Genomic DNA, 25,635 nt, shown 5'->3' with positions numbered 1-25,635 from the left:
TTATCTTAGTAACGAGTTTGCATAATTACGCGTTTCTTTATCAATGATCATTAACGAGGCTGGCGTTAATTCCTTGTTTGAGGTAATTTTTTCAAGTGATTTTTCTATGATTTTCGGGATATCAATATAGTGAATTTCCTTGCTTAAAAATCGTTCGATAGCAATTTCATTTGCGGCGTTTAATACGGCCGGTGCAAAGCCTCCCTCCTCTGCCGATTCCATAGCAAGCCGAAGGCAGGGAAACTTTTCGAAATCAACAGGCCTGAATTCCAATTCTAAATTGTTGGAATAGTCCAGGGTTTTATTGGGATATGGTTCGCGATCAGGATATGTAAGTGCATAAATAATCGGAACTTTCATATCGGGCGGGCCCAATTGTGCTTTGGATGATCCATCCACAAACTCTACGATAGAATGAATAATACTTTGGGGATGGATAACCGGTTCAATTTTCTCAACCGGAATTGTAAAAAGCCAATGAGCCTCAATGATTTCCAGCCCCTTATTCATCATGGTTGAAGAATCAATCGTGATCTTCGATCCCATATCCCAGTTCGGATGTTTTAGAGCATCTTCGACTGTAATTTCTTTCATCTGTTCAGCAGAGTATTCCCAAAATGGTCCGCCGCTTGCTGTGATGATAATTTTTTGGATCGATTCCATACTCTCGCCTTCAATACATTGCATCATGGCAGAATGTTCGGAATCAACCGGAACTAAAAAACCTTCGTTGAAGGCAGGTAATTTTGTGATGATCTCCCCTCCCACAACAAGTGATTCTTTATTGGCCAGAGCAACTCTCTTTTTCCGCTTCAGGGCGATGTATGTAGACATAAAACCAGCAAATCCAACGAGGCTGTTCAGAAGTAAATCATACTCATAATTTGCAGCGACTTCTTCAAGTGCGGACTGGCCGAATTCAAGATGTTGGGGAGAGTAGTTTAGATATTTCCTGAATTCATCTTTATGAGCTTCATTCGCAAGAATCACACAAGACGGCTGAAATAGATTTGCCTGTTCAGCGAGACTTTGATAATTGTTATTGGCCGTCAGGACATCAACCTGGTAGAGGTTCGGTTTTTTTTTGAGAATGTCGAGAGCCTGGGTTCCAATTGAACCGGTAGCTCCAAATATGGCAATTTTTTTTTCGGGCAAACTATCCTGTCGTATTTCTTTATGTAGTAAAATAGAAAATGTTTAGTGAAAGTAAGGCTTCGAAATTTCCTTTGCTTCTTGATACATAATTGAATGTGCCTCAACGGTTTGCTGGAGTGTTGGCGCATATCCACCGGATAACAGGAGAACCAATGGAACCTCTTTTTGAGTTACCGTTTCTATTACAAGCCTCTCACGTTCCAGTAATCCATTCAGGCTCAACGATAATCTTCCAAAATGATCGCTTTCCAGCGGATCAATTCCTGCAAGATAGAAAACCAGATCAGGAGTAAAATCTTCAAATATTTTGCTCAACGCGTCTGTTAAAGTATTTATATACAGTTGATCTCCAGTGCCGTCTGGCATGCCAATATCGTAAGTGGACGGTGGTTTAACAAATGGATAATTCTTTTCTCCGTGGATCGAAAATGTATAAACATCATCATCATTTTTGAAAATTTCGGCAGTTCCGTTTCCCTGGTGAACGTCACAATCAATCACTAAAACATTCTTCATCCATTTTGCCTGTTTTAAAACTTTTATGGCAACGGCAACATCATTAAAAACGCAAAAACCTTCTCCGCCGTCAGGCATGGCATGGTGAGTTCCACCGGCAAGGTTTCCGGAAATCCCATCCTGTAAGGCCATAACAGCAGCGTTAATGGTACCCTGAACAGCAAGTCTGGAGCGAACAGCCAACTCTTTAGACCACGGCAAACCAAGTTTTCGGATCTCTTTTGCAGACAATTCGCCTGACCATAATCCATTGGAATAGCGAGTTGTATGAACCAAATTGAGATTCACAAAATCTACGAGACTTGGTTCTACAACATTTGAATCGGTAATAATTCCTTTTGCAATCAGGTGTTCATACAAACCTGAAAACTTTTTCATCGGGAAGATATGTCCGTCCGGCAATGGAGCTACATACTCCGGAGTATAACTAACACGCAATGCAGTTCAATTCTTATTCAAATTTATTAAGCCTAACATTCGGCCCGCCTTTTCTCGTTCTCTGCGATATGAAAAATATCGTTCATCCTGCATAGTACATGCCGTGGAGATTTCAATTTGGTCCATTTTTATACCTGCATCAATTAGTTGATGTGTCAAAAAACTTTTTAAATCTACATGTGGTTTAGAATAAGTGGATCTGTCAACAAAGAAATCCGGGAATTGCTCGGCAACCTCCTCTCCCACTTCAAACCTGGCTTCTGATATGCAAGGACTAATATAGATTTTATAGTTAACCAATTGTCCGCCAATGGATTTCATCATTTCCAATCCCTTCGGAATAATATTTGAAATTGCACCGCGCCATCCTGCATGAAATGCTCCGATCACGCCACAAATATCATCGGCTATTAAAACGGCAGCACAATCGGCAACTTGTATTCCAATTGGTAGATCCGGGATTTTCGTGATTAACCCGTCTGTATTTTCGTAGATACCGGGTTGGTCAACAATCTCAATATTTGTCCCATGAACCTGGTTTGCCAGGGCTATGGAATTCTCTTGTAACCCTAAAAATTGCAGAAGATTTTTATAGTTTTCGTCGAGATCAGTTGTTTCTGTGATTGTATTGATTCCTAAATCGAGACCAGAAATTGGACGATGATGATAAAGTGAACGATTCGCTTCTGTAAAAGCGGCCGTAATCTTCGGGCAATCAGAAAAAATGGATGGCCTGATGATGTTCATTGAGTAACTTTTAAAGAATCCGTCAGTTTGTTCCTGATTTTATCCACGGGAAACTCGTTTCCGGTCCATAGTTCAAATGATTTGCTACCCTGGTATATCAACATATCTAATCCATTAATACAGTTTGCTCCATGTGCTTCTGCTAACTGTAGGAATTTCGTTTTGAGAGGATTATAAACGAGATCATAGCAAATTTTACCTTCCAAAAATTTGGCCTCGTCATCTCTGAGAAATGTTTTATTTGAATTCGGATACATCCCAACGGGAGTTGTATTTACAAAAAGCTCCGCTTCACTCGCAAAAGATTGCCATTGGTTATAGTCAACAATTTTTATAGAAGTTTGTTCACTGTAAATATTCCGTCTGTGAGGTTTTCGCGATACAAAAATAAGCTCTTCAAATCCTTCTGATTCAAGCGCGGTTTTCACTGCCCTGCTGGCTCCACCGGTTCCGAATATAATAGCACGTGAATAAGTTGTTTCATGAAGAAATGGTTTCAGGGGTTGTAAAAAACCATAAACATCTGTGTTATAACCGATTAGTTTATAATTTTTTTTCACAAGAGTATTTACAACTCCCACTTCTTTAGCAAAAGGATCAATCTCATCCACAATTTCATTAAACGCTTCTTTATGCGGAATGGTGATGTTGCATCCCAGAAAATTGTCGTGGTTACACCATGAGATAAACTCATGAAGCTGCGATTGAGACAAATCCAGGGCGATGTATGCAGCATCAATCCCATAATGGTCTAATGCCGTTTGATGCATAATTGGCGAAAGAGAATGGCTGATAGGATGGCCAATAACCGCATAAATTTTATTATTTGGAACGGTGGATGTTTTGAAATCATCAAATGAAACAACCATTTTTGAGCAAACTAAGAAATGAGGATAAAAAAAATGCGACCCGGAATTTCCAGGTCGCATATTATATTTTTGATGAATGGATTTAAGCAGTAACTTCGCTTTCCGTTTTTTCAGACTCTCCTACAGTTGCGTCTTTAAACGTATCCGTTTCTGCAAGTTTTTTGAATTTTTGCAGATCTTTAGCGAGTTGATCTGGTAAACCATCAATAAAATTAGCCAAGTCTTCTTCTGCTTCACCAAAAAATGTTCGGTAATCCAAAGAAAAATCAACCCGGGTTCTCTCTCCATTATCAAGTGGTGTGAAACGGATTGTTCCAGTTTGATTTAAATTGCCATTAATTGTAATCCAGGCAAATCGGGTATTTCTCAAATTATCGATTATATTGGTTGTCCATTGAAACTCTTCGCCACCAATAGTAGTTGTGTAATTGAAAGTTTGGGAATTAACTTTCTCAACATTATCGATACGATCGAGAAACTTTGGAAAATGAACAGGATTGCATAATAATTCGTAAACTTTGGCTAAAGGTAAGTCTACTTCAATTCTTTCGTGCGCCATAAGTGTCATTTACTTCGGAAATGAAAGGTTTTAATTCGGAGTTGAAATGAAAAGATTGCAGATACTATACATCCACAATGCAATAAATTTACGCATATTTTGATTAAGCATCAATCATTTTGGGAATAAAGGTTCAAAATAAATCTAAGAGTATTCACATTAGAGCCATTTTTCATCTATTTTTGTCGATTTTTTTCACGATTATTTTCCAAGTGGATTGGGCGATGGGACAATCTACATTAAATGGCGTGCTTCAAAACTACCTTGCTGCCCAAACTTCAGGGGATCAGGAATTTATAGCTGCCCGAAATCGCCTGCGGTTTCAATTTGATAAATCAACGGATTTTGGCGGACTTACTGCAGAACTTGACCTTATTCACACGTTTAATAAAACCCAAGATCTTCAATTCCTATTAAAAGAAGCTTACCTGGATTGGTATCTCGACAAATACGATCTCAGAATTGGACATCAAAAAATTATCTGGGGACGTGCAAATGGGGCATTTGTAACCGACATTATAACTCCGGTTGATTTACGAGAGTTTTTGACTATTTCAGCCGAAGACATTCGATTTGGTGTCACCTCTTTTAATGCCATCCGATATTTTGGAGCCAATTCCCTTCAGTTCGTTTTTTCACCCTTTCCTCAACATGATTTGTTGCCGGCAATTGATTCCAGATGGTTCCCTGCACAGGAGTTTTTAGAAATTTTTTCGATAACCCCGGTAACAAGTAATGTTAACGAAGAGCCTTATTCAATAAAAGATATACAACTGGCTTTGCGGTACAGTTTATATTCACCACAGAATCTGGACTTGGACCTGTTTTTAATGCGTTGGACTCATCCAACTCCTGCATATAATCTTACTTTTGATCTGGCAGATTTACCGGATTTTCCATCCATTAATTTTGAAGAAAATTCTCAGAACTCTTTGATGGCCGGGATTTCTTCATCAATTAAAATTCATTCAAAATTGATTGTTTTGATGGAATCGCTCTTTGTAAGAGATAAATTATTTACACGATTTCCATTTCCCGATGATTTCCAACCGGGTGATTTCCCAGATCCATTAACGATACCTGAAAACATTGAATTTGATGATAATTTATTGGTTACGAAACCATGGATACATTCCATGGCCGGCATCCGGACAGAATTCTTCAAAACAACAATTGATGCCCAGTTTTTTGTGGAAGGAATTTTTGATTACGATGAAGAAATACTACACCAGAAAGTGTATAAATACACCTCATTGCTTGCTGCCCGTTCTTTTCTGAGAGAACGCCTGCACATGCTGACTCTCTCACGATATAATATCGACACAAATGATTTTTGGGTACAATTGCAGGGGCAGTATGATCTCACGGATAGCCTTCGACTTACCCTTGGAACCAATCTCTTTGGCGGTGAAAGTTCAAACGGATTATCGGGTCATCTCTCCTTTAGCGAGTATCGAGAGAATAGTTTTATTTTTTCCAGGCTTGCTCTCTTTTTTTAGTCAAAAGGGAATTCATTTCAAATACTTTGAGTTGCATTTCCTGAACAATCTTTCAGGACATTGATCGTACGTGGAGCGATTTGGAAATTTTATAATTACGTATCCAAAGCTGATTATTGCAGCAATAACAATATTGGCTTTTCTGGCGATTTATCCGGCAAGCAATATCAGAACGGATTTTGATCTCGAAGGATTTTATCCTGAAGATGATCCGGTTATCAAAGAATATGAGCAGCTTGAGGAGGAATTTGGTAGAGATGACAATGCAATTCTTGTCGGCTTCAAAGACGATTCTTTATTCTCTGAAAAGGTTCTAAATGATCTGCTGACGATAGTCGATGATTTTAAGAAGATTGAAAACATTGAGAATGTCCTATCGCTTTGGGATGCTCAACAGATCATATCAGAAGAAAACTCTCTTCGCTTTACACCTTACCTGCAAGCAAATTCTTTGGAGCGTTTAAATTCGGATGAAGTAAAGAAAGAAATAACTTCAGATCCCCTTCTCTCAGGATATTTGGTGAATCATGAGGGCAATGCCACATCTGTAGTTTTGATCATTGAAAAAGAGAGCAATACGTACGAAGTCAAAAACAAAATCATCCATCAGGTCAATGAGATTTTGTCAGATCATCGTCAGGATTATGAGTTTCATATATCCGGTATCCCCTATTTTCGAAATCAATATGTAAATATGCTGAACGATGAAATTGTGATGTACATCGTGATTTCATCCGTCTTAATCATGTTGCTTCTTTGGTATATGTACAGAACACTTTGGGGCATTTTGTTTCCCATGGTGATCGTCTGGACCACCCTGCTACTGGCTGTAGCCATCATCCAGTTATCGGGCGGTTATCTTGAAATTATGAGTACAACAATAGCGCCTATTTTGTTGTGCGTGGGTATTGCAGATGCAGTACATATGATTTCAAAATATGATGATTCGAGAGAGTCAGGTTCAGGCAAGAAAAAATCTATTATTGAAATGTTAAAAACGCTGGGAAGCGCAACATTTCTTACCAGTATAACAACTGCGATTGGGTTTGCATCGCTGGTCAGCAGTTCTGTTGTCCCGATGAAACGCTTTGGAATTTATACCGCCGTTGGTGTTTTGATTGCTTATGTGATTACCATCACTTTCTTACCGGCGATACTAAAAGTTGTAAGGAAAAAAAAAGTGGTAAATGAAAAAACGAGCGCATTTTATCCGGCCGTTCACAAATGGCTTATAAAACTGTCCGCTTTTAACAGACTTCATTATCGCAGGATTATCCTGGTTTTTCTACTTATCACAATCATTTTTAGCGTTGGAATTCGAAACCTGGACGTAAACGGCCGGGTGTTTGATGATATTAGTGAAGACACAAAATTAATGAGAGATAGTCGTTTCTTTACGAACAATATCTCGCCCCCATTTCCAATGGAATTTGTTATCAATACAAACTTTCCTGATTCGGCTATTTCAGCCACAATTATGAATAAAGCCTTACAGCTTGAAGAAGTAATACAGTCGTACCCGGAAATACACAGGGTTGTTGGATTACAAACATTGGTGGAAGAAATTCACAAGGTCATGAATCCGGATTCTGTATCTACTCAAAATCAATTACCCGTTTCTGATAATGCCATTGCTCAATATATTTTACTGCTTGAGATCAATAATTCTGAAGCATTGTCCCGGTATGTAAACTTTGACTATAGCAAGTTAAGAATCACAGCTTTTACCGAGGATGCCGGTTCGAAACGAATCAACCAAATCAGACAGGGAATTGCTACTGAGATTGCTCGGATTTTTCCGGATCAGGAAGTCATCATTACCGGAACTACAATTCTGAATGCCGACCTTACAGATAAGATTGTTTATTCTCTTGCATGGAGTATTTTACTGGCAATTACGGCAATAACAGCGATTATGGTTTATATGTTTAAAGATTTTCGGTTACTCATAATTGCTCTTGTTCCGAATATATTACCCCTGTTGATGGTTGGAGGTTTGATGGGATATCTTAATCTGGATATAAAGCCCTCGACTGCTGTGATTTTTACAATTGCATTAGGTATTGCCGTAGATGACAGTATTCACTTTCTCGCTCGTTTCAGAGTTGAGTACAGAAGAAGTGGGACATTTCTACCCTCTTTGACAACAACCACCATTCGAACCGGACGTGCAATTATCATTACCAGCTTGATTCTTTTGTCAGGCTTTGGAACACTGATCACAAGTACATTTACATCCACAACCTTAATGGGAGCACTGGTCTGCACAACCATTTTTGCTGCTCTTTTGGCTGATTTATTTCTGCTTCCTTCCCTTTTCTATTGGTTAAATCCTGTTCAAAAAATCAGTGATTCTTCTCAATGATTGAGACAATTTGGGCGTGAACTTCAACTTCAGACTGCATGGCATCAATTGAATGAATCCGTTCTTCATTGTTGGCCAACTCATCATAACCTTTGCTGACATCAACGAAGAACTGATATCCTGCATTTTCCATCCGGTCTTTTCTGTTTCCACTTGTTCTTCTCTCAGCTTCTTTCGGATCGATTTTCAAATAAAAGGTAAGATCAGGTTTTGTATGATGCGTAGCGAGTTGGTTTAGGACGTGGATACTTTTAAGTTCAGCCGATTTCCTTCCATATCCCTGATAAGCCGTAGTTGAATCATAGAATCGGTCAAGAATCACAATCTCGTTTTTTTGAAGAAGGGGTAATACTTTTTCCTGTATAAGTTGAGATCTGGCGGCAGAAAACAGAAGAAGTTCCGTAATGGGATGCATTTCATCCGTTTCGTGCAATAAAAGAGAACGAATTCTTTCCGAAATTTCCGTTCCGCCCGGTTCACGAAAAACCGAGTATTTTATTCCTTTTTGATCGAAATATTCTTTCAGAAGTTTTATTTGGGTTGATTTTCCACAACCGTCAATCCCTTCAAATGATATGAGCACGTCGAGTTAATTAAAAAGATTTAAAATCATCCATTTCATAGATCGGCTCTTTTGGCATTACAAAAGCCAATGCAATATAAACCAAAATAAATGATCCCCAACCCAAAATAATTGCAGCTACAAAAAGAAGGCGAATAATGGTCGCACTAATGCCCAGATGTTTGGCAAGTCCGCCGCAAACCCCGGCAATTTTCTTATCCGTTCTTGATTTCATCAAGCGGTTTGAAGTGCTGACTTTAAAACGTTCGAATTTGGAAGCACTTGAGGTCTTAGTCTTCGTTTTTTGTCGGTAAGTCTTTGTTTCTTCTTCGCTATATAAGAATTTATCCAGTTTATCGTAGGTTTCCCTCACTTTCTCTTTTTCTTCTTTTGCTTCAATTTTTTCGCTCTTATTCCTCGAAAACATCCCTATCAGAAGCAATCCCAGAATGGCCCCGCCAATATAGGGCGTGACAGACATAAGCGTACTGAGAAATGGTAAAGTCGCAATTCCCAACAGCTGCGTGCTGACTACATTGCCAACAAATGCAGCGGAAATCAACACGAGAACCAAACCCGTAATTGTGGAAAAATTCCAAATACTCTCTTTGGGTTTCTTTTCTTTTTCCTCCAGAAATTCGTTCAGGGTTGTGTGCAAATCCTGATCCGAAATATTTAACGTTCTTTCCATTTGGCTAACCATCGCAACTGATATTTGATTAATTGTTTTTAAACTCTACGGATGTTTGCTCTGTCTGTTTCGAACCTTTATTCAATTCGTTGAGATTCCGTTATCAAAATGTCTAAAGGAATATCAAAGGATTCAACCGGTAATTTGTTGTTATAAAGTTGACAATCAAATAACAATCCTATTTTTACAGCTTCCGATATTTCAAGGAATCTGTCATAAAAACCTTTTCCATAACCCAACCTGTTTTTAGAACGATCCCCCGCCACCATAGGTACAATAATCAAATCGAGCGTATCAATCGGAACTTGTTTCTTCGTAGGAGGTTCCGGGACACCCCAATTATTTATGGTTAGATCATCCAAAGAATTAAGTTCAATGTGTTCCAGGGTTCCGTCGCCTACAATTTTTGGGACCACAACTCTTTTCTGTTCCTTAAAACAAGCTTCGATAAATGGAAAGGTACGGACTTCGTTTTTTTCTTTAATTGAAATGTAGGTATGAACGGTTTGAGCTTTTTTGAATTCATCGGATTCCAACACACGATTTATAATGCTCTCACTTTTGGTTTCCACTTCCACCTCTGAAAGCTTCATCCTCTCAACCAAAAAGAATCTGCGAAGCTTTTTCTTTGAGATGGAAGGAGCAGACATTATAAGCGGATGATTTTATGCGAATCCGGACGCTCGTTTTTAAAAATCTCCAAAAGTTCGTCCCATATATCGAGTCCATATTTATTCAAAAAATAAATTGAAGCGATCTCTCTTTCCTGCAAATTTGCATTGGGAAATAAGTTGGCTTTAATTTTCCGAATTCTGTTCAGTTGAGTTTTTTCCTGATCTTTTACGGATCGATATACTTTGCCTTTTAATTTATCCAATTCGGTGAAGAAAGCAGCGATTGCTTTTTCTGAGCTACCTTCCAGTGTCGGATCCACCTCTTTGATCTCTCCTACCCTTTCTTCACTCACATTTTCAATACTTTTTTTCCATTCATCAAAAATAGATTCAATATCGGGGGAATCGGATTTCTCAATGAATTTAGATTCCAAATCCTCAATCCGGTCATTATAATCGGCAAATTCAAAAGGTAGCTTTTCAAATATTCTGTCAATTCCGGATTCCACAAGTGTGGCGCTAAAACGCGGCATGATAACCGGCATTTTTTGATTGAAGCCAGAATAAAACTCTTTTGTTTGGGCGTAATAAGAAATTTCTCCGGGCCCTGCGATGTAGGCAAAATCAGGCAGAAGCTCATTTTGAAGAACGGGACGCAAAAATACGTTTGGAGAAAAGCGCTCTGGCTGTTCTGAAATCTCTTCAATTAGTTCCGCGGATGTCCAGGATTTATCCCCATCGTCTACCGTCCAGGTATTATTTTCATAAGAAAGTTTTATTCGTTTCTTGTCATCATCAATCCAGAAAAGATTGGATGGCTGAAGATGGACCTGCCCGTGATATCCGTTTGAAACTAATTTATCTGTTTGATTTTTCAGAGCCTGGAATTGCTCTTCAACCTTCTCAACAGATTGAATCATTGTTGATACGAGATGTTCTTTTATTTCAGTATGAGCTGTACCCGCAAGTACAACTCCATACTCCTCAAAGAGTGAGAGAATGAGTTTTCCAAATGCCATTCCAATTGTTTCTCCCTCTGAATAACATTTATCCAGAATACGCCAAAGCGGGTCCGTGAAATCAGTATCATACTGGCTCTCGATAACTTGCTTTTTAAACGTTGCAAAGTTCGTATCCAACTCGATTTCTGAAACTCTTTGGCCAACTTCAGAACCTTTGTCAAGTTGCACGGATTTATAATCATCCTTCCAGGGGAACCCAAGACCGGCAATTTCATCATAATCATGATCTTCATCAGCCAACCAAAAAACCGGAACAGCCGGAATATTGTATTGCTCTTGCCACTTTTGGGCAAAATGAATAGCGGTTAAAATCTTATAGACTGTAAAAAGAGGTCCGCCAAGCATTGTGAGCTGTTGGCCGGTAACTACGGCGATGGCATTTTCTTCTGCCAATTTCTCGATCGAGGTGATCGTTTTTTTACCGGCTCCAAATTGCTTGTTGAATTTTTTCAGAAGTTCAACAGTCTTATTCCTGTCACCCTGAAAATTGAAAGCCTGTAGAGCCGACTCAATTTCTTCATCCGAGTTTGGATTTACCTCGTAGAATGAGTTGAGCTTTTGAAAATTAGAAATGTAATCCTGAAATAATTTATTAAATGGCAGATCGAGAAATGAGATTTGAGACAGGTTCACTTTATCCTTTTAACTTTTTTATCTGATCGCGGATTTTCGCCGCTTTTTCGTAGTTCTCGGTATCAACAGCGGTTTTGAGTTCATGCTCAAGTTTTTCCATTTGGGTGAGCTCTTTTTCCGCTTCGTTTGTTTCAGGGGCAGAACCTTTTTCTCCTTCCGAAGATTCCTCAGTAACAATACCTGCCTCTTCTAAAACATTTTCACTTACAAATATTGGAGCGCCAAAACGGATGGCTAATGCAATTGCGTCACTTGGGCGTGCATCTAATTTTATTTTGTCATCTTCCCTGTTGTAATGAATCTGAGCAAAAAATGTGCCCTCACTCAAATCATTGATTACAACTTTTTGAATATCTGAATTAAAACTGAGTACGAGATTTTTTAGCAAATCGTGTGTCATTGGCCGCGGCGGTTTTATACTTTCCAACTCAAGTGCAATTGCCTGTGCTTCAAATGTTCCGATAATAATTGGAAGACGCCTGTTGCCTTCCGACTCCGAGAGTATCAAAGCATAAGCGCCACCGCTGCTTGGACTCGTTGAGAGCCCTAATATTTCCATTCTAATAATTTGCAATGTTATCTCCTTTTCTTTTTTGGAAACTTACCTAAAGCTCTAAATTTAACTATTTTTATGTCTCTTAAACAGTCAGCAAACTTAAAGAGTTTATACGAATTGACAAACGTTGTATTGTTTGAATCTAATTCCCAAAAGAGTGGAATGATATCATCTTTTTTAGTATTGATTCTATCAAACTCTGTAAAATCCAGAATAAATTTAGAGGTACACCATTGACCTTAAAAATACATGAAGAACGCAATCCACGAACCGGAAATCAAATGACGGTTGTGTCAAACATCAAGCATAATCCCCAGGTTATTGAGAAATTGGCGTCCAAATTGAAAAGTTCGTGTGGAGCCGGAGGCCATGTGGAGGGAAAATCAATTGCTATTCAGGGATCTCATACGGATAAAGTTAAAAAAATTCTTCAAAAAGAAGGATTTGATGTAAATGTGAAGTAACAAATACGAACCTAATTTCGTGTTGGTATTATCCTCATAATGAAATAAAAATATACAAACGGGTGTATAACTAACGTTTTATTAAAAAGCTCTGAATCAGTTATTCTCATTTATCATGGCTTTTCCGCATCGGGTACTTCCCCTTTTTTTTCTATTATTTTTTTCATTCATCATTTCTGATGTTGATGCCGGTGATTTGAATATCCCCATTCCTCATGAGCAGGATGATGATACGCTTAGGGTTGGTTTGGCTTTAAGTGGTGGCGGTGCTCTTGGTATTGCCCATATCGGTGTTATACAAGCCATTGAAGAAGCCGGGATTCGAATTGACTATATAACAGGCACCAGCATGGGGAGTCTAGTTGGAGGACTGTATGCCATAGGATATACAAGCGATCAATTGGCTGAAATGGCTACATCAAGTAACTTTATTGAACTTTTTTCGGAAAAACCGGACAGAAGATTTATTTCCAATTACGAGAAAATAACGGACGACCGAACAATAGCCACTTTTCCCATCAGTGAAAAAAGGATCGATTTGCCTGTTGGAATTATATCTGGCCAGAATGTTTACACATATTTGGCACGGCTAACTCAGAGTGTTCACGGCATCGAAAAATTTGATGACTTTCCGATCCCCTTCGCCACAATTGCTACAGATCTTGAAACGGGCTCTGCAAAAGTTTTCAGGTCCGGTTATTTGCCCGATGCACTTCGTGCAAGTATTTCAATACCTTCTTTTTTCAGTCCTCATACCATTGATGGAAAAGTTTACGTAGATGGCGGGCTTATTCGAAATATTCCCGTTCAGGATGTTATTGAAATGGGGGCAGATTATACCATAGCTGTGGATGTAAGTTCTCCATTAATGGCCAAGGATAGTTTAAACACCTTCGCGAAAGTATTGAATCAGAGTATTAATTTCAGAATTCATGATTATGCAGATGTTCAGAGGGAAATGGCCGATTATGTGGTAACTATTGACGAACTGAAACCCTATTCTGCTGCCGATTTCGACCTTGCAGAAAGGTTTCTCAAAATAGGCCAGGAAGCAGGTAAACGGCACTTGGATGATTTTAGAAAAATTGCGGCTCTACAAAAAGCCGCTCCCTATGAAAGAAAAGGTCTTGAGAATACCGGGTCGTTTCCGATTGATCAAATCATCGTTGAAGGCAACACATTTTATGATGACAATTTTGTGCTAAATCAACTGAATTTCATTCCGGGATCTACACTGGACCCGGAGACAATAGAAGAGAAAGTAACGCAATTATACAGCTCTCAATATATAGAAAACGTTACTTATCGCCTTCTTCCCAGTTCTGATAATTTTTACACACTTCAGATAAATGTGCAGGAAAACAATTCGGATGAGTTTAAAGTTGGACTGCGGTATGAAACGGGTTCACAAGCGTCTATTTTGCTGGAAGGAATTTTCCAGAATCTGCTGCACGATGGATCATTAACCCGGTTTGAAACACGATTAGGAGATCGTATCAACTTTCAGGCGGACCATGTTTACTACGGAGCTTTAGGTTCTAACCTGGCACTGCTTTCAAGCATTCAATACAATTCTGAACAGGTTAACTGGTATTCCGGAGATACCAGAGTTTCTCAGTTTAAAAATGAAATTGTGAGAGCGGAAATATCAGGAGGGAACTACTTCAGTGCACAAAACCTTGTTTCTCTTGGATTACGAAGGGATTTTAACACCATATCGAATCGAATTAATTTTTCAGATATTAAGGTTTCAGATAGAAACTATCATTCGGTATTTATTCGATATATAAGAGATACGTTAAATCGCAAAGCTTATCCAACGGCAGGCCATCATTTGATTCTCGAGGGACATTATAGTGACGAACTTTTTTTAAGTGAAATAAATTTCAGCTCCTCCACTCTGTACTACAATGCATATTATCAGCTTAATGATGATGTGTCACTCACAAATTCAGTTTGGATGGGATACACAACCGGGCGCAATCTCCCTTGGGAGTATTGGAAGTCTCCAAATCGGTACGATCCCATTTACGATTTTATACAGTTTGGTGGAGCCGAACCATATGAAATATCAACACGAAATGCCCAAATGGTTTCTCTGGGAATTCAGATTGAGCCCTTCTACCATCGGTTTATAGAGCTCGAATTATATGCAGGTCAGTTTGAAAAAAACTGGAGTTTCGATTTTCTCTCTGATGATACGGAATACGGACTCTCTCTTTCGGTAGGAGCTTTAACCATTTTAGGCCCTGCCAAACTGATTTTTTCAGGAAATACTTTAAATAACTTGCGTGCAGATTTACAAATTGGATATCAGTTTTGAGTAGTGAAGAGTATATCAACAATCAAATAAATCAGATAAAAAAACAATTAGCTAAAAATCCAAGTGATGCTTCTTTGCTTCATGATCTTGGAGTTGGTTATTATCTGATTGGAAAATATAGAAAAGCAGTGGAAAATTTGAGATCTGCTGTGGAGTCTGATGAAAAGAATGCGACTTATCTTTTCAACCTCGCCAACGCATATTCGCAGTTAGAAGAATATCCATTGGCAATTAAGTATTACCTGGATGCTCTGGAGATTGATCCTGAACATATACCATCGTTAACCAATCTTGCAGATTCTTATGAAGCATCCGGTGATATAGAGAAAGCTGGAGAGCTCTTTGAATATATTACACAGTTGGCACCCCAAAATGCGCTGGCATTTTTTAATCATGGAAATTTTCTTTTACGGCAAAATGAGCATATTAAAGCCGTAAAAAAATATGAAGATGCCATTGAAATCGAGGAAAGCTTTGCTGACGCCTATCTTAATATCGCCTGGATTTTAAATGAAGTTAAAGCATATGACAAAGCCCTCACCTATGCAAAAAAAGGTTTAGAGACAGACGCTAATCATGATGATTTAAAGAACATCCTTCTTAAGATCAGCAATAATCTCGGGTAATTTAATTTTGGGATGTTTCTCTAACCAGCTTCTGTTGCGTTGTAAAGTTTCTCTCTCAAGTTCCATTGCAAACGCTGCTGCCATTCGCTGGTCAAATCCACGTCGTGCTTTTATCTCAGGCAATTCTGTGAGTTTCTCAGAAATACTTTTTTGATAGTTGGATAACCTTTCAAAGGAGAGAATATCCTCGACCTTTAAAGATCCAAAGTTTTTGCAATTGCAAAGCAGTGAACTGTATTCCGACAATCGTTTTGTGTTAGTAGCCATAGCGGAGTATGAATTAGGTTGTGATTACAATAATCCATACTCCGCTTTTTTTAAAATGTTTCCGGCTGTACGTAATCTCCAATCAACTCTTGAAGTTGATTTCTGGCTCGGTTAATTCTGGATTTCACCGTACCCATGGCAGCTCCTGTAATTTCGGAGATCTCCTCATAGGTTAATTGTTGAATATCTCTCAGGATAATCACTTCCTTGAAATCATCATTAAGCTCTGTTAAAGCTTTTTCCAGTTCATTCATGGAATTTTTCAGATGAAGTTTATCATCCTGAAGAATATTCATATCTGTAATTTCCATTTCCCGGTCATCAGGATCTGATTCATCAGCATGTATAGAAACCAGGCTCATTCGTTGCTTTTTCTTGTACATGCTTTTAGCAAGGTTCAATGCAATTGTATAAATCCACGTAGAGAGCTTGGCAATCCGCTGGTAAGAATAGCGGCTTCGATAAACCCGCAGGAATGTTTCCTGCACAAGATCTTCACAATCTTCATGATTGTGTGTGTAACGATAAAGAAAATTATGGAGTCTATCTTTGTACCTGTGAACTATGATATCAAATGCTTGCATCACACCGTCCTGAAGTTGTTCCATTACATCTTCATCGTTCATATTGCGAAGCTGAGCTACTGTTGCACCGTCCATATAAAATACCTCCGAATTCTTAGTTGCTATTTATCGCAACACCGACTTCGGAAAGTTAGCCGATGATGCGTTTTATCAGCAGGAGAAATATTGATGGGGTGTCCAGAGTGCTGAATCCTTTTGCTGCGCTGTCTGCGTCCAGCAAGGCTTCAAAAATATTTGGCATTTCTGCGAGCCTGAAACTTGAGGCTTCCTGATATTGAATATTAAAGATGTAATTACTTCTAATATTCAATTGATCCTGAACCTGCTGTTTGTTCAAGCCTTTTTCTGTCAAACGACAAATTTGCCAGATATTACTAAACACACTGTAAAAGAACCCCACGGTTTTAATTATTTCACCCGTGCTGTTATTACTTTTAAGCAACATCTGTTCCGCAATTCGTAGGGCTTGATCTAAATCTCTCTTAATTACCGCATTTTTTAGCTCTATGACGTTAAAATCGCGATATGATTGTGTAATTTTTTTTACGTGCCCAACTTCAATAGGCTCAGAAGTGTCCACAAAAGTACACAGTTTATCTATTTCAGAGGACAATAATTTTAAATCCGAACCTACAAGTTGGCCTAAAACCTGTGCCGCGTCCGGATTAATCTGGCGTTTATGAGAATGGCGTGCCCAATCAATAATCCAGTCGGCCAGATTTCTCTCATCGATTTTTTCAAACTCATGGATGGAAAATTTTCCGTTGTCCTTATTCTTGTTAAGATACTTTCCGGGATCTCTTCTTTTATCCGGAAATTTAGTGTCAATTAAACAGAGAATCGTTGTAGGAATTGGATTTTCGAAATAACCGGTGAATTCCTTAATCCCCTCTCCTTCAAAATTGTCATTAAGCTTCAAAAAGTCCCTGACAATAACAATACGCTTTTCTGCCATCATCGGATAACTTTGGGCGATGTTCAAAACATTGGCCGTGGAAGATTCACCTCCATAAATCAGATCGAAATTGAAATCTTTCTGCTCTTGAGGGATCAATTTTTCAATCTCTTCCTGAAGCATATCAATCAGGAAAGATTCCTCCCCATAGAGATAGTAAACGGGCTTTATGGATTCTCTTTTTCTGAGAGTGTTATAAAGATTTCGAAATGTATCTAAGCTGCTATTTCTGGCCAATGAAAGACAGGTTTCAGGTTCAAAAAATAAGGTTCAAAGTCTAACCATTAGACCTTGAACCTGAGACTGTAAACTTATGAATTATGCTTTGAAATAATAAGACATTTAGAAATGGGATTGATATTACTCTGCGTCAGCCACTCCCATCGCATATTTAATGCCGCCGAGAATATGCTTTAAATAAGCTTCTTCAGAAAATGATTCGCTTGTATGTCCCAGACCGGTATAAAAAGCTCTCCCGCCATCATATTCATGATACCATGATATTGGATGATTGCCAGGATGCTCGCTCCCTTCATAACTGTTTGTATCCAATTCAAGAAGTGTTTTTGTGTCTTTATTAAAATACTTGTAATTGTACCATTCATCGGCGCGGTCCCATTCATTTGGAAGGTGCTCAGTAGCCGGATGATTTCCATCAACCAAAAGTACAGTTGCATCTCTAACATTAGGATTACCTGGATGGCTATTAAACCAACCGCCAACTAAATCTCCATACCATTGCCAGTTATATTCAGTATCGGCAGCAGCATGCATTCCAACAAAACCGCCTCCATTTTGGATGTAATTTTCAAAAGCATTCTGTTCCGGAGTATCCAAAACATCAAGGGTGGTATTCAGGAAAATGACGGCGTCATATTTAGCGAGATTTTCTTCAGAGAAGCTATAGGTATCTTCGGTCCATATTACGCTGAAGCCATTTTCCTGGCCCAATTTTTTAACAGCCATCGCTCCCGGTTCAATCGATGCATGTCTCCAACCTTCTGTTTTTGTAAATAGTAAAACGGAATTTTCCGGTTCTGCTTCATCATTCTGGGCAAATGACAATGACGAAAAAAGTATCGTAATAAGTGTTAGTAAAATTATAGATCGAGCCATGTTCCAATATTTTATTGTTAAGTGATAGTTGCTTTAAACTGTGAGTTTTTTCAAAGATGTGCCACTTTTTTTTGAAGCCACTCAATAGTATCCACTTGGTCTGGTTTCCACCATATTGGAGGCGACTGTGCCTGGGATAACGGCTCAATCCGAAATGTTCTTATTTCTTTCCCGATATGATCGGCAGTAGAATAAACGGATTGAAGTCCATTCCTATATTTCTCAACCAGTTCTTCTAAAGTATTCATATCTCCTTTCACCCAAAAAAGGAGGAATTTTTGATTCGGGATAGAAACATTTTGTTCAATTAAAAAATCATTCAGCCATGCCTGCGGAATTTCTAAAGCTCGATTATAAGCATATCGATGAAAAAGGGATTCATCCGGTTTTTTGTGTTGGGGATTCTTAAGCCAAAATGATTCCACATAATCGGTATAACCACATTTTTCATCATTCAAATGAAACGGAGCCACAACTATGGCAACCGATCTGCAACCTGTTCCGCCATATCGAAAGATAGCTTCTGTCAAATCTTCCATGGTTTGGGGATGATTATCTTCAATAAAAGCGATGGAAAAATGGGCTGTTCGCATTAATGTTGGCGTAAATTCATCCATAATTTTCAAAGATTTTAGAGATGATTTTACTTCAACCGACGATGATTCCGAGCCGGCAAATAATACCGCATCCATTTGATTCCCGGCGAATTCATTCAGATGCCGGCTCCATTGTTTTTTTTTGATCAGATCGAATTCAGCAAACTTGCTTAAAAGTGATGGCAGTAAATGAGGATCTTTCTTCGATATTTTTCCGTGATAATTGCCTCCAGCTAAAACTACAGCCAATAAATCCTGAAGTCCTACAAGAGGCAAATTTCCGGCATGCAGACATAAGATTTTTTTTTGATTGAGCGAGTTGAGTTGCAACCCCGATCGCTTCGCCCATATTTCCAGATTCTTTTGTTGAAGAGTTGATTTCAGAACGAGGATCTGATGTTTGATATCCTCAAAACTAAACAGATCTTCTTCCACGGTTTGATCAATTGCCTTTTTGAGATCAGCATTATCCGGCTGCAGCCATTCATCAATAGCTGTTGAAACTCTCGCAATATGTTTTTGCAAATCACTCATGATCGATCAAAAAATTACAACCGCGTAAATCTTCGGAATTCCATCGCCCTAAGACTTTAAAAAGGCCAGTCTCATTCATTACTCCTCTGTCATCAGTTAAAATAAACGAACAGGAATAGACATTTGCTAAATCAATAATTCCGATTTTTCCCTCTTCCCCAACGTCACAAATTCGAGATGGATTTTTGGGATCACGAATAGAAACCTGAACCCAATGCGGAGTTTGGAACCACTCCTCTCCTATTGCATACATTTGGCTGAGGAGCTCACACATTCCATATTCCGAATGAATGTTTTCAAGTGGTATTTCAAAACCATCTGAGAGAGCCCGACGAAGCTCTGGTTTTGTCATTTCCCGGCGATGGGTTTTCATCCCCCCTGTTTCCAGGATTTCTAAATCATCTATCGGATTGAATTTGGAAGAATCAAGAAAATCCATCAACCCAAAAGCCGCTCCAAACAGAAGGAATTTCTTTTTTCTGTCTGGAAATCGAAAATCCAGATTCTCTAAATCTTCTTTTGATACAAACTGACTATCACCGGAAGGATCACTTTCAATCAGATATTTCGCCATCCATATCAAAGATGAGTGAGGATTCTGGTCATATCCTGGTAAATGAAAAAGAACGATATAGTCCTCAAACGGAAAGTACGTTTGAAACTCTTTTAGAATTGCAGCCTCATAAATTTTCTGGCTCAGAACTCTGTGAACACTAAGGCTCATATCTGAAGTGCCACTGCTTTTGAAGGTAAGTTCTGGTTCTCTATTTAATTGAGTGATGATTTTCCCATCTTTAAAACCACGAATTGGTAAGAGTGGAATTTCGTACGAAGCTGGATGATCATTCGCACGTAACCCAAATGGTTCAACAAATCGTTTAAAAATCGGGCTGTTTTCAACCTGAAATTGAAAGACTGTCTTACATCTTTTCTCAAACGAAATGGATGAATCGAAAATCAGTTCGATTGCTTTCTCTGGATTTTTCATATCAGATGGCAATCCCAGTTAGAATAGCTGAAATACAGACATCGATGAATCAGTTTCTACGAAGGCCCTTGTGCCCAATATCTTTGCGATAGTATCGATTCTCAAACTGAATTCGTTCGACATTTTCGTAGGTTTTATCAATGGCCTGCTGAAGGGTGTGTCCACTTCCTACAACATTTAAAACCCGTCCGCCATTGGTCACCAGTTTTCCGTCTTTTAGAGTCGTACCGGCATGAAAAACAAAAGTATCTTCATCAACATTTTCTATCCCTGTGATTTCCTTTCCTTTTTCATATTCAACAGGATAGCCATCGCTGCTCAACACAACACAGCAATAATGCTTGTTGCTGATTTGAATAGATTTTTCATCCAGCCTTTGTTGAGTCGTAGCAAGAAACAGATCCAAAAGGTCGTTTTCCAAAGGAGGAAGAATTGCCTGGCATTCGGGATCACCAAAGCGGCAATTATATTCGACCACTTTAGGGCCGTCTTCGGTTATCATCAACCCAACATAAAGAATTCCTAAATAAGCAGATTCTTCGAGTTGCATTCCGGCAATGGTCGGATCGATAATTTTTTCTTTGACTACGGCAAGAACCTCATCCGTAACAACGGGCGCGGGACAGTAGGCACCCATCCCGCCTGTATTTAAACCTGTATCTCCTTCTCCAATACGTTTATGATCCTGCGCATTATGAATAATATGAGATGTGTGACCATCTGAAATTACAAAAACGGATGCTTCTTCTCCTTCCATGAATTCCTCAACGACCAATCGATCGGCTGCACCGGAAAGGGACTGGTCATTTTTGATTTTATTGAGTCTTTTTTGCACTTCCTCTTCACTGTCGCAAATAAAGACTCCTTTACCGCCGGCAAGTCCGTCAGCTTTCAATACGATCGGATAAGAATCTTTAAGCTGGATAAACTTCAGGGCATCGTCAAACTCATCAGCACTGAACACTGCGTAGTCGGCAGTGGGAATTTCATATTTCATCATGAAATCCTTGGCAAACTCCTTACTACCCTCAAGCATCGCCGCTGAGGTTCTGGGACCAAATACCGGGATATTTTTCTCTGTAAGATAGTCGGCAATTCCTGCTACCAAAGGAGCTTCCGGGCCAACAACGACAAGCTCAATTTTATTTTCTAGAACGAATGTTTCAACTTCCTCGAAGTTTAACGGATCGATTTTTACGTTGGTCCCGAATTGAGCCGTCCCCGGATTACCCGGAGCTGTGTACAGTTTCCCGAGTTTATCCGATTGACTCAATTTCCAGGCGATGGAGTGCTCTCTCCCTCCACCGCCAATTAATAAAACATTATAAGTATCCATTCAATCTATATTGATTCAGCAATATCAATAATTCCGCTGAAACTGTCTGCTTTCAGGCTGGCTCCGCCAATTAGTCCGCCATCCACGTCTTTTTGGGAAAGTAACTCATCAGCATTGCCCGGTTTCATACTGCCTCCGTATAAAATACGAATTTTTTCAGCTTCATCGTCTCCCCATACTTCAGAGAGTAATCCGCGGATGAACGCGTGCATTTCCTGTGCTTGCTCGGGGGTGGCAGTTTCGCCGGTACCAATTGCCCAGACGGGTTCGTAAGCAATTACAAAGTTATCAGCATTGCTCTTATCCACTTGTTTGATGACAGCTTCAACCTGGTTTTTTACAACTTTTTCATGGTTTCCGCTTTTTCTTTCTTCAAGTTTTTCACCTACACAGACGATGACTTTCAGTCCGTCTTTTAAAACTTTCAAAGCTTTTTCTGCTACCAATGAATCATCTTCATGGTAATATTCTCTTCTTTCGGAGTGGCCTACAATAACGTATTCACATCCGGCGTCCTTCAACATGGATGTGCTGATTTCTCCGGTATAAGCACCGTTATCCTCTGTGGATACATTTTGTGCGCCAACTTTAAAATTGGAACCGCTAAATGCTTCAGCTACTGCCGGTATCGATATAAACGGTGGACAAATCAACAAATCTTGTGAATCATCTTTACCCTCTCTTGCAGCAACCATGCTTTCAGCCAATTCTTTAGCTTCGGTTGGGCCTGCATTCATTTTCCAGTTTCCGGCTATTAATAAAGTTCTCATATGTTACTTATTCTTCTGTTTGAGTTGTTATTTGTTGTAGTCCGCGAACGATGTCATCATATTCTTCAGCTACATATCTCCTGATAATGGTACCGTCGCTGTTGACTAAAAATCTTGTCGGGACCCGGTTTAAATTTAAACGTTCAATTAATTGGTCCGCATTAAATGAGTTGGGTTGAACTACTTTCCACAAACGTTGGCGTTCTTCAAAGAAAGCATTCATGGTTACATCTGTTGTAGCTAAGGGAACGGTTACTATATCTAACCCAAAGTTTTTATAAATCTGGTGAATGGCAACCGTTCTGTTAAACTGCTGTTGATATAGTGGATTTTCAAATCTTGTAATCTCAATTAAAAAAGGATTTCCCTGCAATTCCTGAATACGGAGGGAATCTCCATTCACAAGTTGAAAGTTCAGGTTGGGAAAAGGAGAACCCGGGGCAAGAAATTCCAGGTCGTAACTTATATCCTCGGCCCATTGCATCACCATTTCGTGCTCGGCATACGTTTCTTTAAACTGATCAAGAACCTGGTTTGCCTGCACTGTTTGTGAACTGTCATACAGAAGTTCAATTCGTTCCATTTCAAGATCAATTAGATCATCCTCCTGATCTGTACGGCTTTTTAGATCTTCAATAAATGCAAGCGCACGTTCTAAACCACTTGTTTCGGCATAATATTCAAGAAGTGTCTCCCTAGTTACAGGCATCAGGGTATGATAGTTCTGCAATAATTCTTCCGACCGATTAACCATCAGGGAATCGTTAAGTCCGCTTAGCATAGAAATCGATGTTTCACCGGCCAGCTTGGCGCCATAGGTATCTGGATATTTCTCATAAATATCCCAATAAATATCGCTCCATTTATTGACCTCAAGTGCCGCACTATCCGGGGACATAATTCCGGCATTAATAAATCTAGCCACCCGCGAAAAGTTTCTTTCTATTCGCTGAAATACCTCAATAACTTCATTCTCGCGGGATGAGACATCAACCGTCTCATTAATGTTGGGCAATTGTCCAGTGATTCGTATCGTATCATTTTCAGCGAAAACAACATTTACGATCCCAAACGTATTGTTATTTCTGGTGATTAGCAGCGGATAAATATTCCTCTCTGAAAATGACGCTATTCCGGAGAAGCTGCCGGTCGAATCAGTTATGGCATGAAAAAGAGTATCGCTTTCATTGACAGATGAACGAATGGTTGAAATGAGTTCAATCCCGCTGTAATCTCTCGTTTCATCGAGTGCCGGATCTACAGTAATCTGTCCTTCGATAATCGCTGAATGTTCGTCCGTTTCATCATCCCCCGAGCATGAAACAACTGTTAGCAACAGCAAAAAAAGAAATAAACTTTGAGCTTTCATGTACCTTAAAGGTGCGAGTATCCTCAAATTAATTCAATTCTAATTTCTTGGAAATTAGTTCGCGTACCAGTTTTGGATTTGCTTTGCCCTTCGATTCTTTCATCACTTGTCCGATGAAAAATCCGATCAAAGCTTTCTTACCTTCCCTGTAACGCTGAACTTCTTCAGGATTTGATTCGATTACATCTTCAATAATCGGCTCCAAAAAACCGGTATCTGATACCTGAATAAGATTTAATTTTTTAGCCAAATCCAATGGCGAATCGGCACTTTCCAGCATTTCGTTGAAAATAGTTTGCATAGCTGACGAATTGATCTTGTCATCCTTTTTAAGCTGAATCAATTCGGTAAGCTGTTCCGGCGATATTGAAAACTCCTGAATGGAAATGCTTTTCTCATTCAAAACTCTGAGAACTTCCGTAAGAATCACATTGGCAATGGCTTTCGGATCATCAAGAATATCTAAGGCTTCTTCAAAATAATCCGCCAAATATCGTGATTCTGTAAGAATTTCCGCATCATCGGCATTCAGTCCTAATTCCTTTATAAACCGTTCAAAACGAACATCCGGCAATTCCGGCAATTCAGTTTTCACCTCATCCAGAAGATCGGAAGTAACAATAATTGGCGGAAGATCGGGCTCAGGGAAATACCTGTAATCGTGGGCTTCCTCTTTCGATCGCATCTGGCGGGTTTCCAATTTATTCGGATCCCACAAAAGCGTTTGCTGAATCACTTCTCCGCCGGATTCAACCAAATCAATCTGGCGTTCAATTTCATAAATCAATGCCCGTTCCACATTTCTGAACGAGTTCATATTCTTCAATTCCGTTCGCGTACCAAACTCTTTCTGCCCTCGCGGACGAATGGAAACGTTCGCATCACAGCGCAAACTTCCCTCTTCCATATTTCCGTCACACACTTCCAGGTATTGAACAATCTGCTTGATTTTCTTGAGATATTCGTAGGCTTCCCGCGGTGTTCGCATATCCGGTTCGGATACAATTTCAATCAAAGGTGTACCGGCTCGGTTCAGGTCAATTAATGTGTGATATGGATCCTGATCGTGAATCGATTTTCCGGCATCTTCCTCCATGTGAATCCGGGTAATGCCAATGGTCTTATCATAATCTTCAAGCTCGATTTGAATGTGGCCGTCATAACAGATAGGCGTTTCATACTGGGAAATTTGATAACCCTTCGGCAAATCGGGATAGAAATAATTTTTCCTGGCAAAGATCGATTTCTCAGCAACTTTGCAATTAGTGGCAAGCCCCATTCTGATCGTATAACGAACAAGATTTTCGTTCAAAACAGGAAGAGTTCCCGGATGCCCGAGGCACAACGGTGTTACTTGTGTATTGGGAGCGCCACCATATTCCGATGAAACAGGCGCAAAAGCTTTACTGTCTGTTAAAAGTTGAGCATGAACTTCGAGGCCTATAACCGCCTCGTATTTTTCATTGTCAATTGTAGGCATT

General features: G+C 39.3%; 25 protein-coding genes. 5 read left to right on the top strand and 20 right to left on the bottom strand.

Going from position 1 to position 25,635, the window contains the following annotated elements; genetic code table 11:
• The 5 genes from L0B18_RS12800 to L0B18_RS12780 all read right to left on the bottom strand — a co-directional run bounded on the left by L0B18_RS12800 (position 1) and on the right by L0B18_RS12780 (position 4,284).
• A complete protein-coding gene (locus L0B18_RS12800; RefSeq protein WP_234572180.1) occupies positions 1–1,155 on the bottom strand; it encodes a 1-deoxy-D-xylulose-5-phosphate reductoisomerase in 1,155 nt (384 codons plus the stop codon).
• A gap of 42 nt (positions 1,156–1,197) precedes the next feature.
• Positions 1,198–2,109, bottom strand: coding sequence for a histone deacetylase family protein (locus L0B18_RS12795; protein WP_234572179.1), 912 nt, complete (start codon positions 2,107–2,109; stop codon positions 1,198–1,200).
• Positions 2,110–2,115: 6 nt separating this feature from the next.
• Positions 2,116–2,856 carry a peptidoglycan editing factor PgeF gene (gene pgeF / locus L0B18_RS12790; protein WP_234572178.1) on the bottom strand — a complete coding sequence of 247 codons (741 nt, stop codon included), beginning with the start codon at positions 2,854–2,856 and terminating at the stop codon, positions 2,116–2,118.
• Positions 2,853–3,725 (bottom strand): shikimate dehydrogenase, encoded by an 873-nt coding sequence (gene aroE, locus L0B18_RS12785; protein WP_234572177.1) that lies wholly within the window; start codon positions 3,723–3,725, stop codon positions 2,853–2,855. The genes pgeF and aroE overlap by 4 nt, the downstream gene beginning before the upstream one ends.
• Positions 3,726–3,807: 82 nt before the next feature.
• A complete protein-coding gene (locus tag L0B18_RS12780) occupies positions 3,808–4,284 on the bottom strand; it encodes an SRPBCC family protein (RefSeq protein ID WP_234572176.1) in 477 nt (158 codons plus the stop codon).
• Between the two features lie 182 nt (positions 4,285–4,466).
• On the opposite strand from L0B18_RS12780, the gene L0B18_RS12775 reads away from it, so the two are divergent.
• Complete coding sequence (locus L0B18_RS12775) at positions 4,467–5,783, top strand: hypothetical protein (protein ID WP_234572175.1); 1,317 nt, start codon at positions 4,467–4,469, stop codon at positions 5,781–5,783.
• A 70-nt stretch (positions 5,784–5,853) separates the two neighbouring features.
• Positions 5,854–8,148, top strand: a complete 2,295-nt coding sequence (locus tag L0B18_RS12770) for an efflux RND transporter permease subunit (protein ID WP_234572174.1) — start codon at positions 5,854–5,856, stop codon at positions 8,146–8,148.
• Here L0B18_RS12770 and tmk read toward each other — a convergent pair.
• From tmk to L0B18_RS12745, 5 genes are all read right to left on the bottom strand, one after another.
• On the bottom strand, positions 8,129–8,731 hold the full coding sequence (tmk, locus tag L0B18_RS12765) for a dTMP kinase (RefSeq protein WP_234572173.1): 603 nt from the start codon (positions 8,729–8,731) through the stop codon (positions 8,129–8,131). The two genes, L0B18_RS12770 and tmk, sit on opposite strands and share 20 nt — an antisense overlap.
• A 10-nt stretch (positions 8,732–8,741) precedes the next feature.
• Positions 8,742–9,401 carry a PspC domain-containing protein gene (locus L0B18_RS12760; RefSeq protein WP_234572172.1) on the bottom strand — a complete coding sequence of 220 codons (660 nt, stop codon included), beginning with the start codon at positions 9,399–9,401 and terminating at the stop codon, positions 8,742–8,744.
• 77 nt (positions 9,402–9,478) lie between these two features.
• On the bottom strand, positions 9,479–10,051 hold the full coding sequence (locus L0B18_RS12755) for a 5-formyltetrahydrofolate cyclo-ligase (RefSeq protein ID WP_234572171.1): 573 nt from the start codon (positions 10,049–10,051) through the stop codon (positions 9,479–9,481).
• Positions 10,051–11,670: a bacillithiol biosynthesis cysteine-adding enzyme BshC gene (gene bshC, locus L0B18_RS12750; protein WP_234572170.1), complete on the bottom strand. Its 1,620-nt coding sequence runs from the start codon at positions 11,668–11,670 to the stop codon at positions 10,051–10,053. Before bshC ends, L0B18_RS12755 begins: the two co-directional genes overlap by 1 nt.
• Before the next feature lies 1 nt (position 11,671).
• The gene (locus L0B18_RS12745; RefSeq protein ID WP_234572169.1) at positions 11,672–12,229 is read right to left on the bottom strand and encodes a bifunctional nuclease family protein; all 558 of its coding nucleotides are present in this window, start codon (positions 12,227–12,229) and stop codon (positions 11,672–11,674) included.
• A 230-nt stretch (positions 12,230–12,459) separates the two neighbouring features.
• On the opposite strand from L0B18_RS12745, the gene L0B18_RS12740 reads away from it, so the two are divergent.
• The 3 genes from L0B18_RS12740 to L0B18_RS12730 all read left to right on the top strand — a co-directional run bounded on the left by L0B18_RS12740 (position 12,460) and on the right by L0B18_RS12730 (position 15,639).
• The gene (locus L0B18_RS12740) at positions 12,460–12,690 is read left to right on the top strand and encodes a translation initiation factor (protein WP_234572168.1); all 231 of its coding nucleotides are present in this window, start codon (positions 12,460–12,462) and stop codon (positions 12,688–12,690) included.
• A gap of 115 nt (positions 12,691–12,805) precedes the next feature.
• A complete protein-coding gene (locus L0B18_RS12735) occupies positions 12,806–15,013 on the top strand; it encodes a patatin-like phospholipase family protein (RefSeq protein WP_234572167.1) in 2,208 nt (735 codons plus the stop codon).
• A complete protein-coding gene (locus tag L0B18_RS12730; RefSeq protein WP_234572166.1) occupies positions 15,010–15,639 on the top strand; it encodes a tetratricopeptide repeat protein in 630 nt (209 codons plus the stop codon). Before L0B18_RS12735 ends, L0B18_RS12730 begins: the two co-directional genes overlap by 4 nt.
• On the opposite strand, the gene L0B18_RS12725 is transcribed toward L0B18_RS12730, so the two are convergent.
• The 10 genes from L0B18_RS12725 to gatB form a co-directional block, all read right to left on the bottom strand.
• Positions 15,598–15,906, bottom strand: coding sequence for a hypothetical protein (locus tag L0B18_RS12725; RefSeq protein ID WP_234572165.1), 309 nt, complete (start codon positions 15,904–15,906; stop codon positions 15,598–15,600). The two genes, L0B18_RS12730 and L0B18_RS12725, sit on opposite strands and share 42 nt — an antisense overlap.
• Before the next feature lie 50 nt (positions 15,907–15,956).
• The gene (locus L0B18_RS12720) at positions 15,957–16,565 is read right to left on the bottom strand and encodes a sigma-70 family RNA polymerase sigma factor (RefSeq protein ID WP_234572164.1); all 609 of its coding nucleotides are present in this window, start codon (positions 16,563–16,565) and stop codon (positions 15,957–15,959) included.
• Positions 16,566–16,620: 55 nt separating this feature from the next.
• On the bottom strand, positions 16,621–17,682 hold the full coding sequence (holA, locus tag L0B18_RS12715) for a DNA polymerase III subunit delta (protein WP_234572163.1): 1,062 nt from the start codon (positions 17,680–17,682) through the stop codon (positions 16,621–16,623).
• A 123-nt stretch (positions 17,683–17,805) separates the two neighbouring features.
• Positions 17,806–18,561 (bottom strand): ThuA domain-containing protein, encoded by a 756-nt coding sequence (locus L0B18_RS12710; protein ID WP_234572162.1) that lies wholly within the window; start codon positions 18,559–18,561, stop codon positions 17,806–17,808.
• A 50-nt stretch (positions 18,562–18,611) separates the two neighbouring features.
• On the bottom strand, positions 18,612–19,691 hold the full coding sequence (locus tag L0B18_RS12705) for an acyl-CoA reductase (protein ID WP_234572161.1): 1,080 nt from the start codon (positions 19,689–19,691) through the stop codon (positions 18,612–18,614).
• A complete protein-coding gene (locus L0B18_RS12700) occupies positions 19,684–20,679 on the bottom strand; it encodes a LuxE/PaaK family acyltransferase (protein WP_234572160.1) in 996 nt (331 codons plus the stop codon). The genes L0B18_RS12705 and L0B18_RS12700 overlap by 8 nt, the downstream gene beginning before the upstream one ends.
• A 49-nt stretch (positions 20,680–20,728) precedes the next feature.
• Positions 20,729–22,015, bottom strand: coding sequence for a phosphoribosylamine--glycine ligase (gene purD, locus L0B18_RS12695; RefSeq protein WP_234572159.1), 1,287 nt, complete (start codon positions 22,013–22,015; stop codon positions 20,729–20,731).
• A gap of 5 nt (positions 22,016–22,020) precedes the next feature.
• Positions 22,021–22,785, bottom strand: a complete 765-nt coding sequence (gene tpiA / locus L0B18_RS12690; protein WP_234572158.1) for a triose-phosphate isomerase — start codon at positions 22,783–22,785, stop codon at positions 22,021–22,023.
• A gap of 7 nt (positions 22,786–22,792) precedes the next feature.
• The gene (locus L0B18_RS12685; RefSeq protein ID WP_234572157.1) at positions 22,793–24,154 is read right to left on the bottom strand and encodes a TlpA family protein disulfide reductase; all 1,362 of its coding nucleotides are present in this window, start codon (positions 24,152–24,154) and stop codon (positions 22,793–22,795) included.
• A 28-nt stretch (positions 24,155–24,182) separates the two neighbouring features.
• Positions 24,183–25,634: an Asp-tRNA(Asn)/Glu-tRNA(Gln) amidotransferase subunit GatB gene (gene gatB, locus L0B18_RS12680; RefSeq protein WP_234572156.1), complete on the bottom strand. Its 1,452-nt coding sequence runs from the start codon at positions 25,632–25,634 to the stop codon at positions 24,183–24,185.
• Position 25,635 lies beyond the last annotated feature (1 nt).

The sequence above is a fragment of the Rhodohalobacter sp. 614A genome (genome assembly GCF_021462415.1).
Lineage (GTDB): Bacteria > Bacteroidota > Rhodothermia > Balneolales > Balneolaceae > Rhodohalobacter.
The sequence above is the reverse complement of the archived record's forward strand: the minus strand, read 5'-3'. Positions and strand labels throughout refer to the sequence as shown.

Bases quoted from the DNA above. Each gene is read 5' to 3' on its own strand.
- tpiA (WP_234572158.1), bottom strand. From the start codon at position 22,785: ATGAGAACTTTATTAATAGCCGGAAACTGGAAAATGAATGCAGGCCCA.
- L0B18_RS12725 (WP_234572165.1), bottom strand. From the start codon at position 15,906: ATGGCTACTAACACAAAACGATTGTCGGAATACAGTTCACTGCTTTGC.
- purD (WP_234572159.1), bottom strand. From the start codon at position 22,015: ATGGATACTTATAATGTTTTATTAATTGGCGGTGGAGGGAGAGAGCAC.
- aroE (WP_234572177.1), bottom strand. From the start codon at position 3,725: ATGGTTGTTTCATTTGATGATTTCAAAACATCCACCGTTCCAAATAAT.
- L0B18_RS12705 (WP_234572161.1), bottom strand. From the start codon at position 19,691: ATGAGTGATTTGCAAAAACATATTGCGAGAGTTTCAACAGCTATTGAT.
- L0B18_RS12780 (WP_234572176.1), bottom strand. From the start codon at position 4,284: ATGGCGCACGAAAGAATTGAAGTAGACTTACCTTTAGCCAAAGTTTAC.
- pgeF (WP_234572178.1), bottom strand. From the start codon at position 2,856: ATGAACATCATCAGGCCATCCATTTTTTCTGATTGCCCGAAGATTACG.
- L0B18_RS12760 (WP_234572172.1), bottom strand. From the start codon at position 9,401: ATGGAAAGAACGTTAAATATTTCGGATCAGGATTTGCACACAACCCTG.
- L0B18_RS12720 (WP_234572164.1), bottom strand. From the start codon at position 16,565: ATGGACGGTGCAACAGTAGCTCAGCTTCGCAATATGAACGATGAAGAT.
- L0B18_RS12755 (WP_234572171.1), bottom strand. From the start codon at position 10,051: ATGTCTGCTCCTTCCATCTCAAAGAAAAAGCTTCGCAGATTCTTTTTG.
- gatB (WP_234572156.1), bottom strand. From the start codon at position 25,634: ATGCCTACAATTGACAATGAAAAATACGAGGCGGTTATAGGCCTCGAA.
- L0B18_RS12685 (WP_234572157.1), bottom strand. From the start codon at position 24,154: ATGAAAGCTCAAAGTTTATTTCTTTTTTTGCTGTTGCTAACAGTTGTT.
- L0B18_RS12735 (WP_234572167.1), top strand. From the start codon at position 12,806: ATGGCTTTTCCGCATCGGGTACTTCCCCTTTTTTTTCTATTATTTTTT.
- L0B18_RS12700 (WP_234572160.1), bottom strand. From the start codon at position 20,679: ATGAAAAATCCAGAGAAAGCAATCGAACTGATTTTCGATTCATCCATT.
- L0B18_RS12745 (WP_234572169.1), bottom strand. From the start codon at position 12,229: ATGGAAATATTAGGGCTCTCAACGAGTCCAAGCAGCGGTGGCGCTTAT.
- L0B18_RS12710 (WP_234572162.1), bottom strand. From the start codon at position 18,561: ATGGCTCGATCTATAATTTTACTAACACTTATTACGATACTTTTTTCG.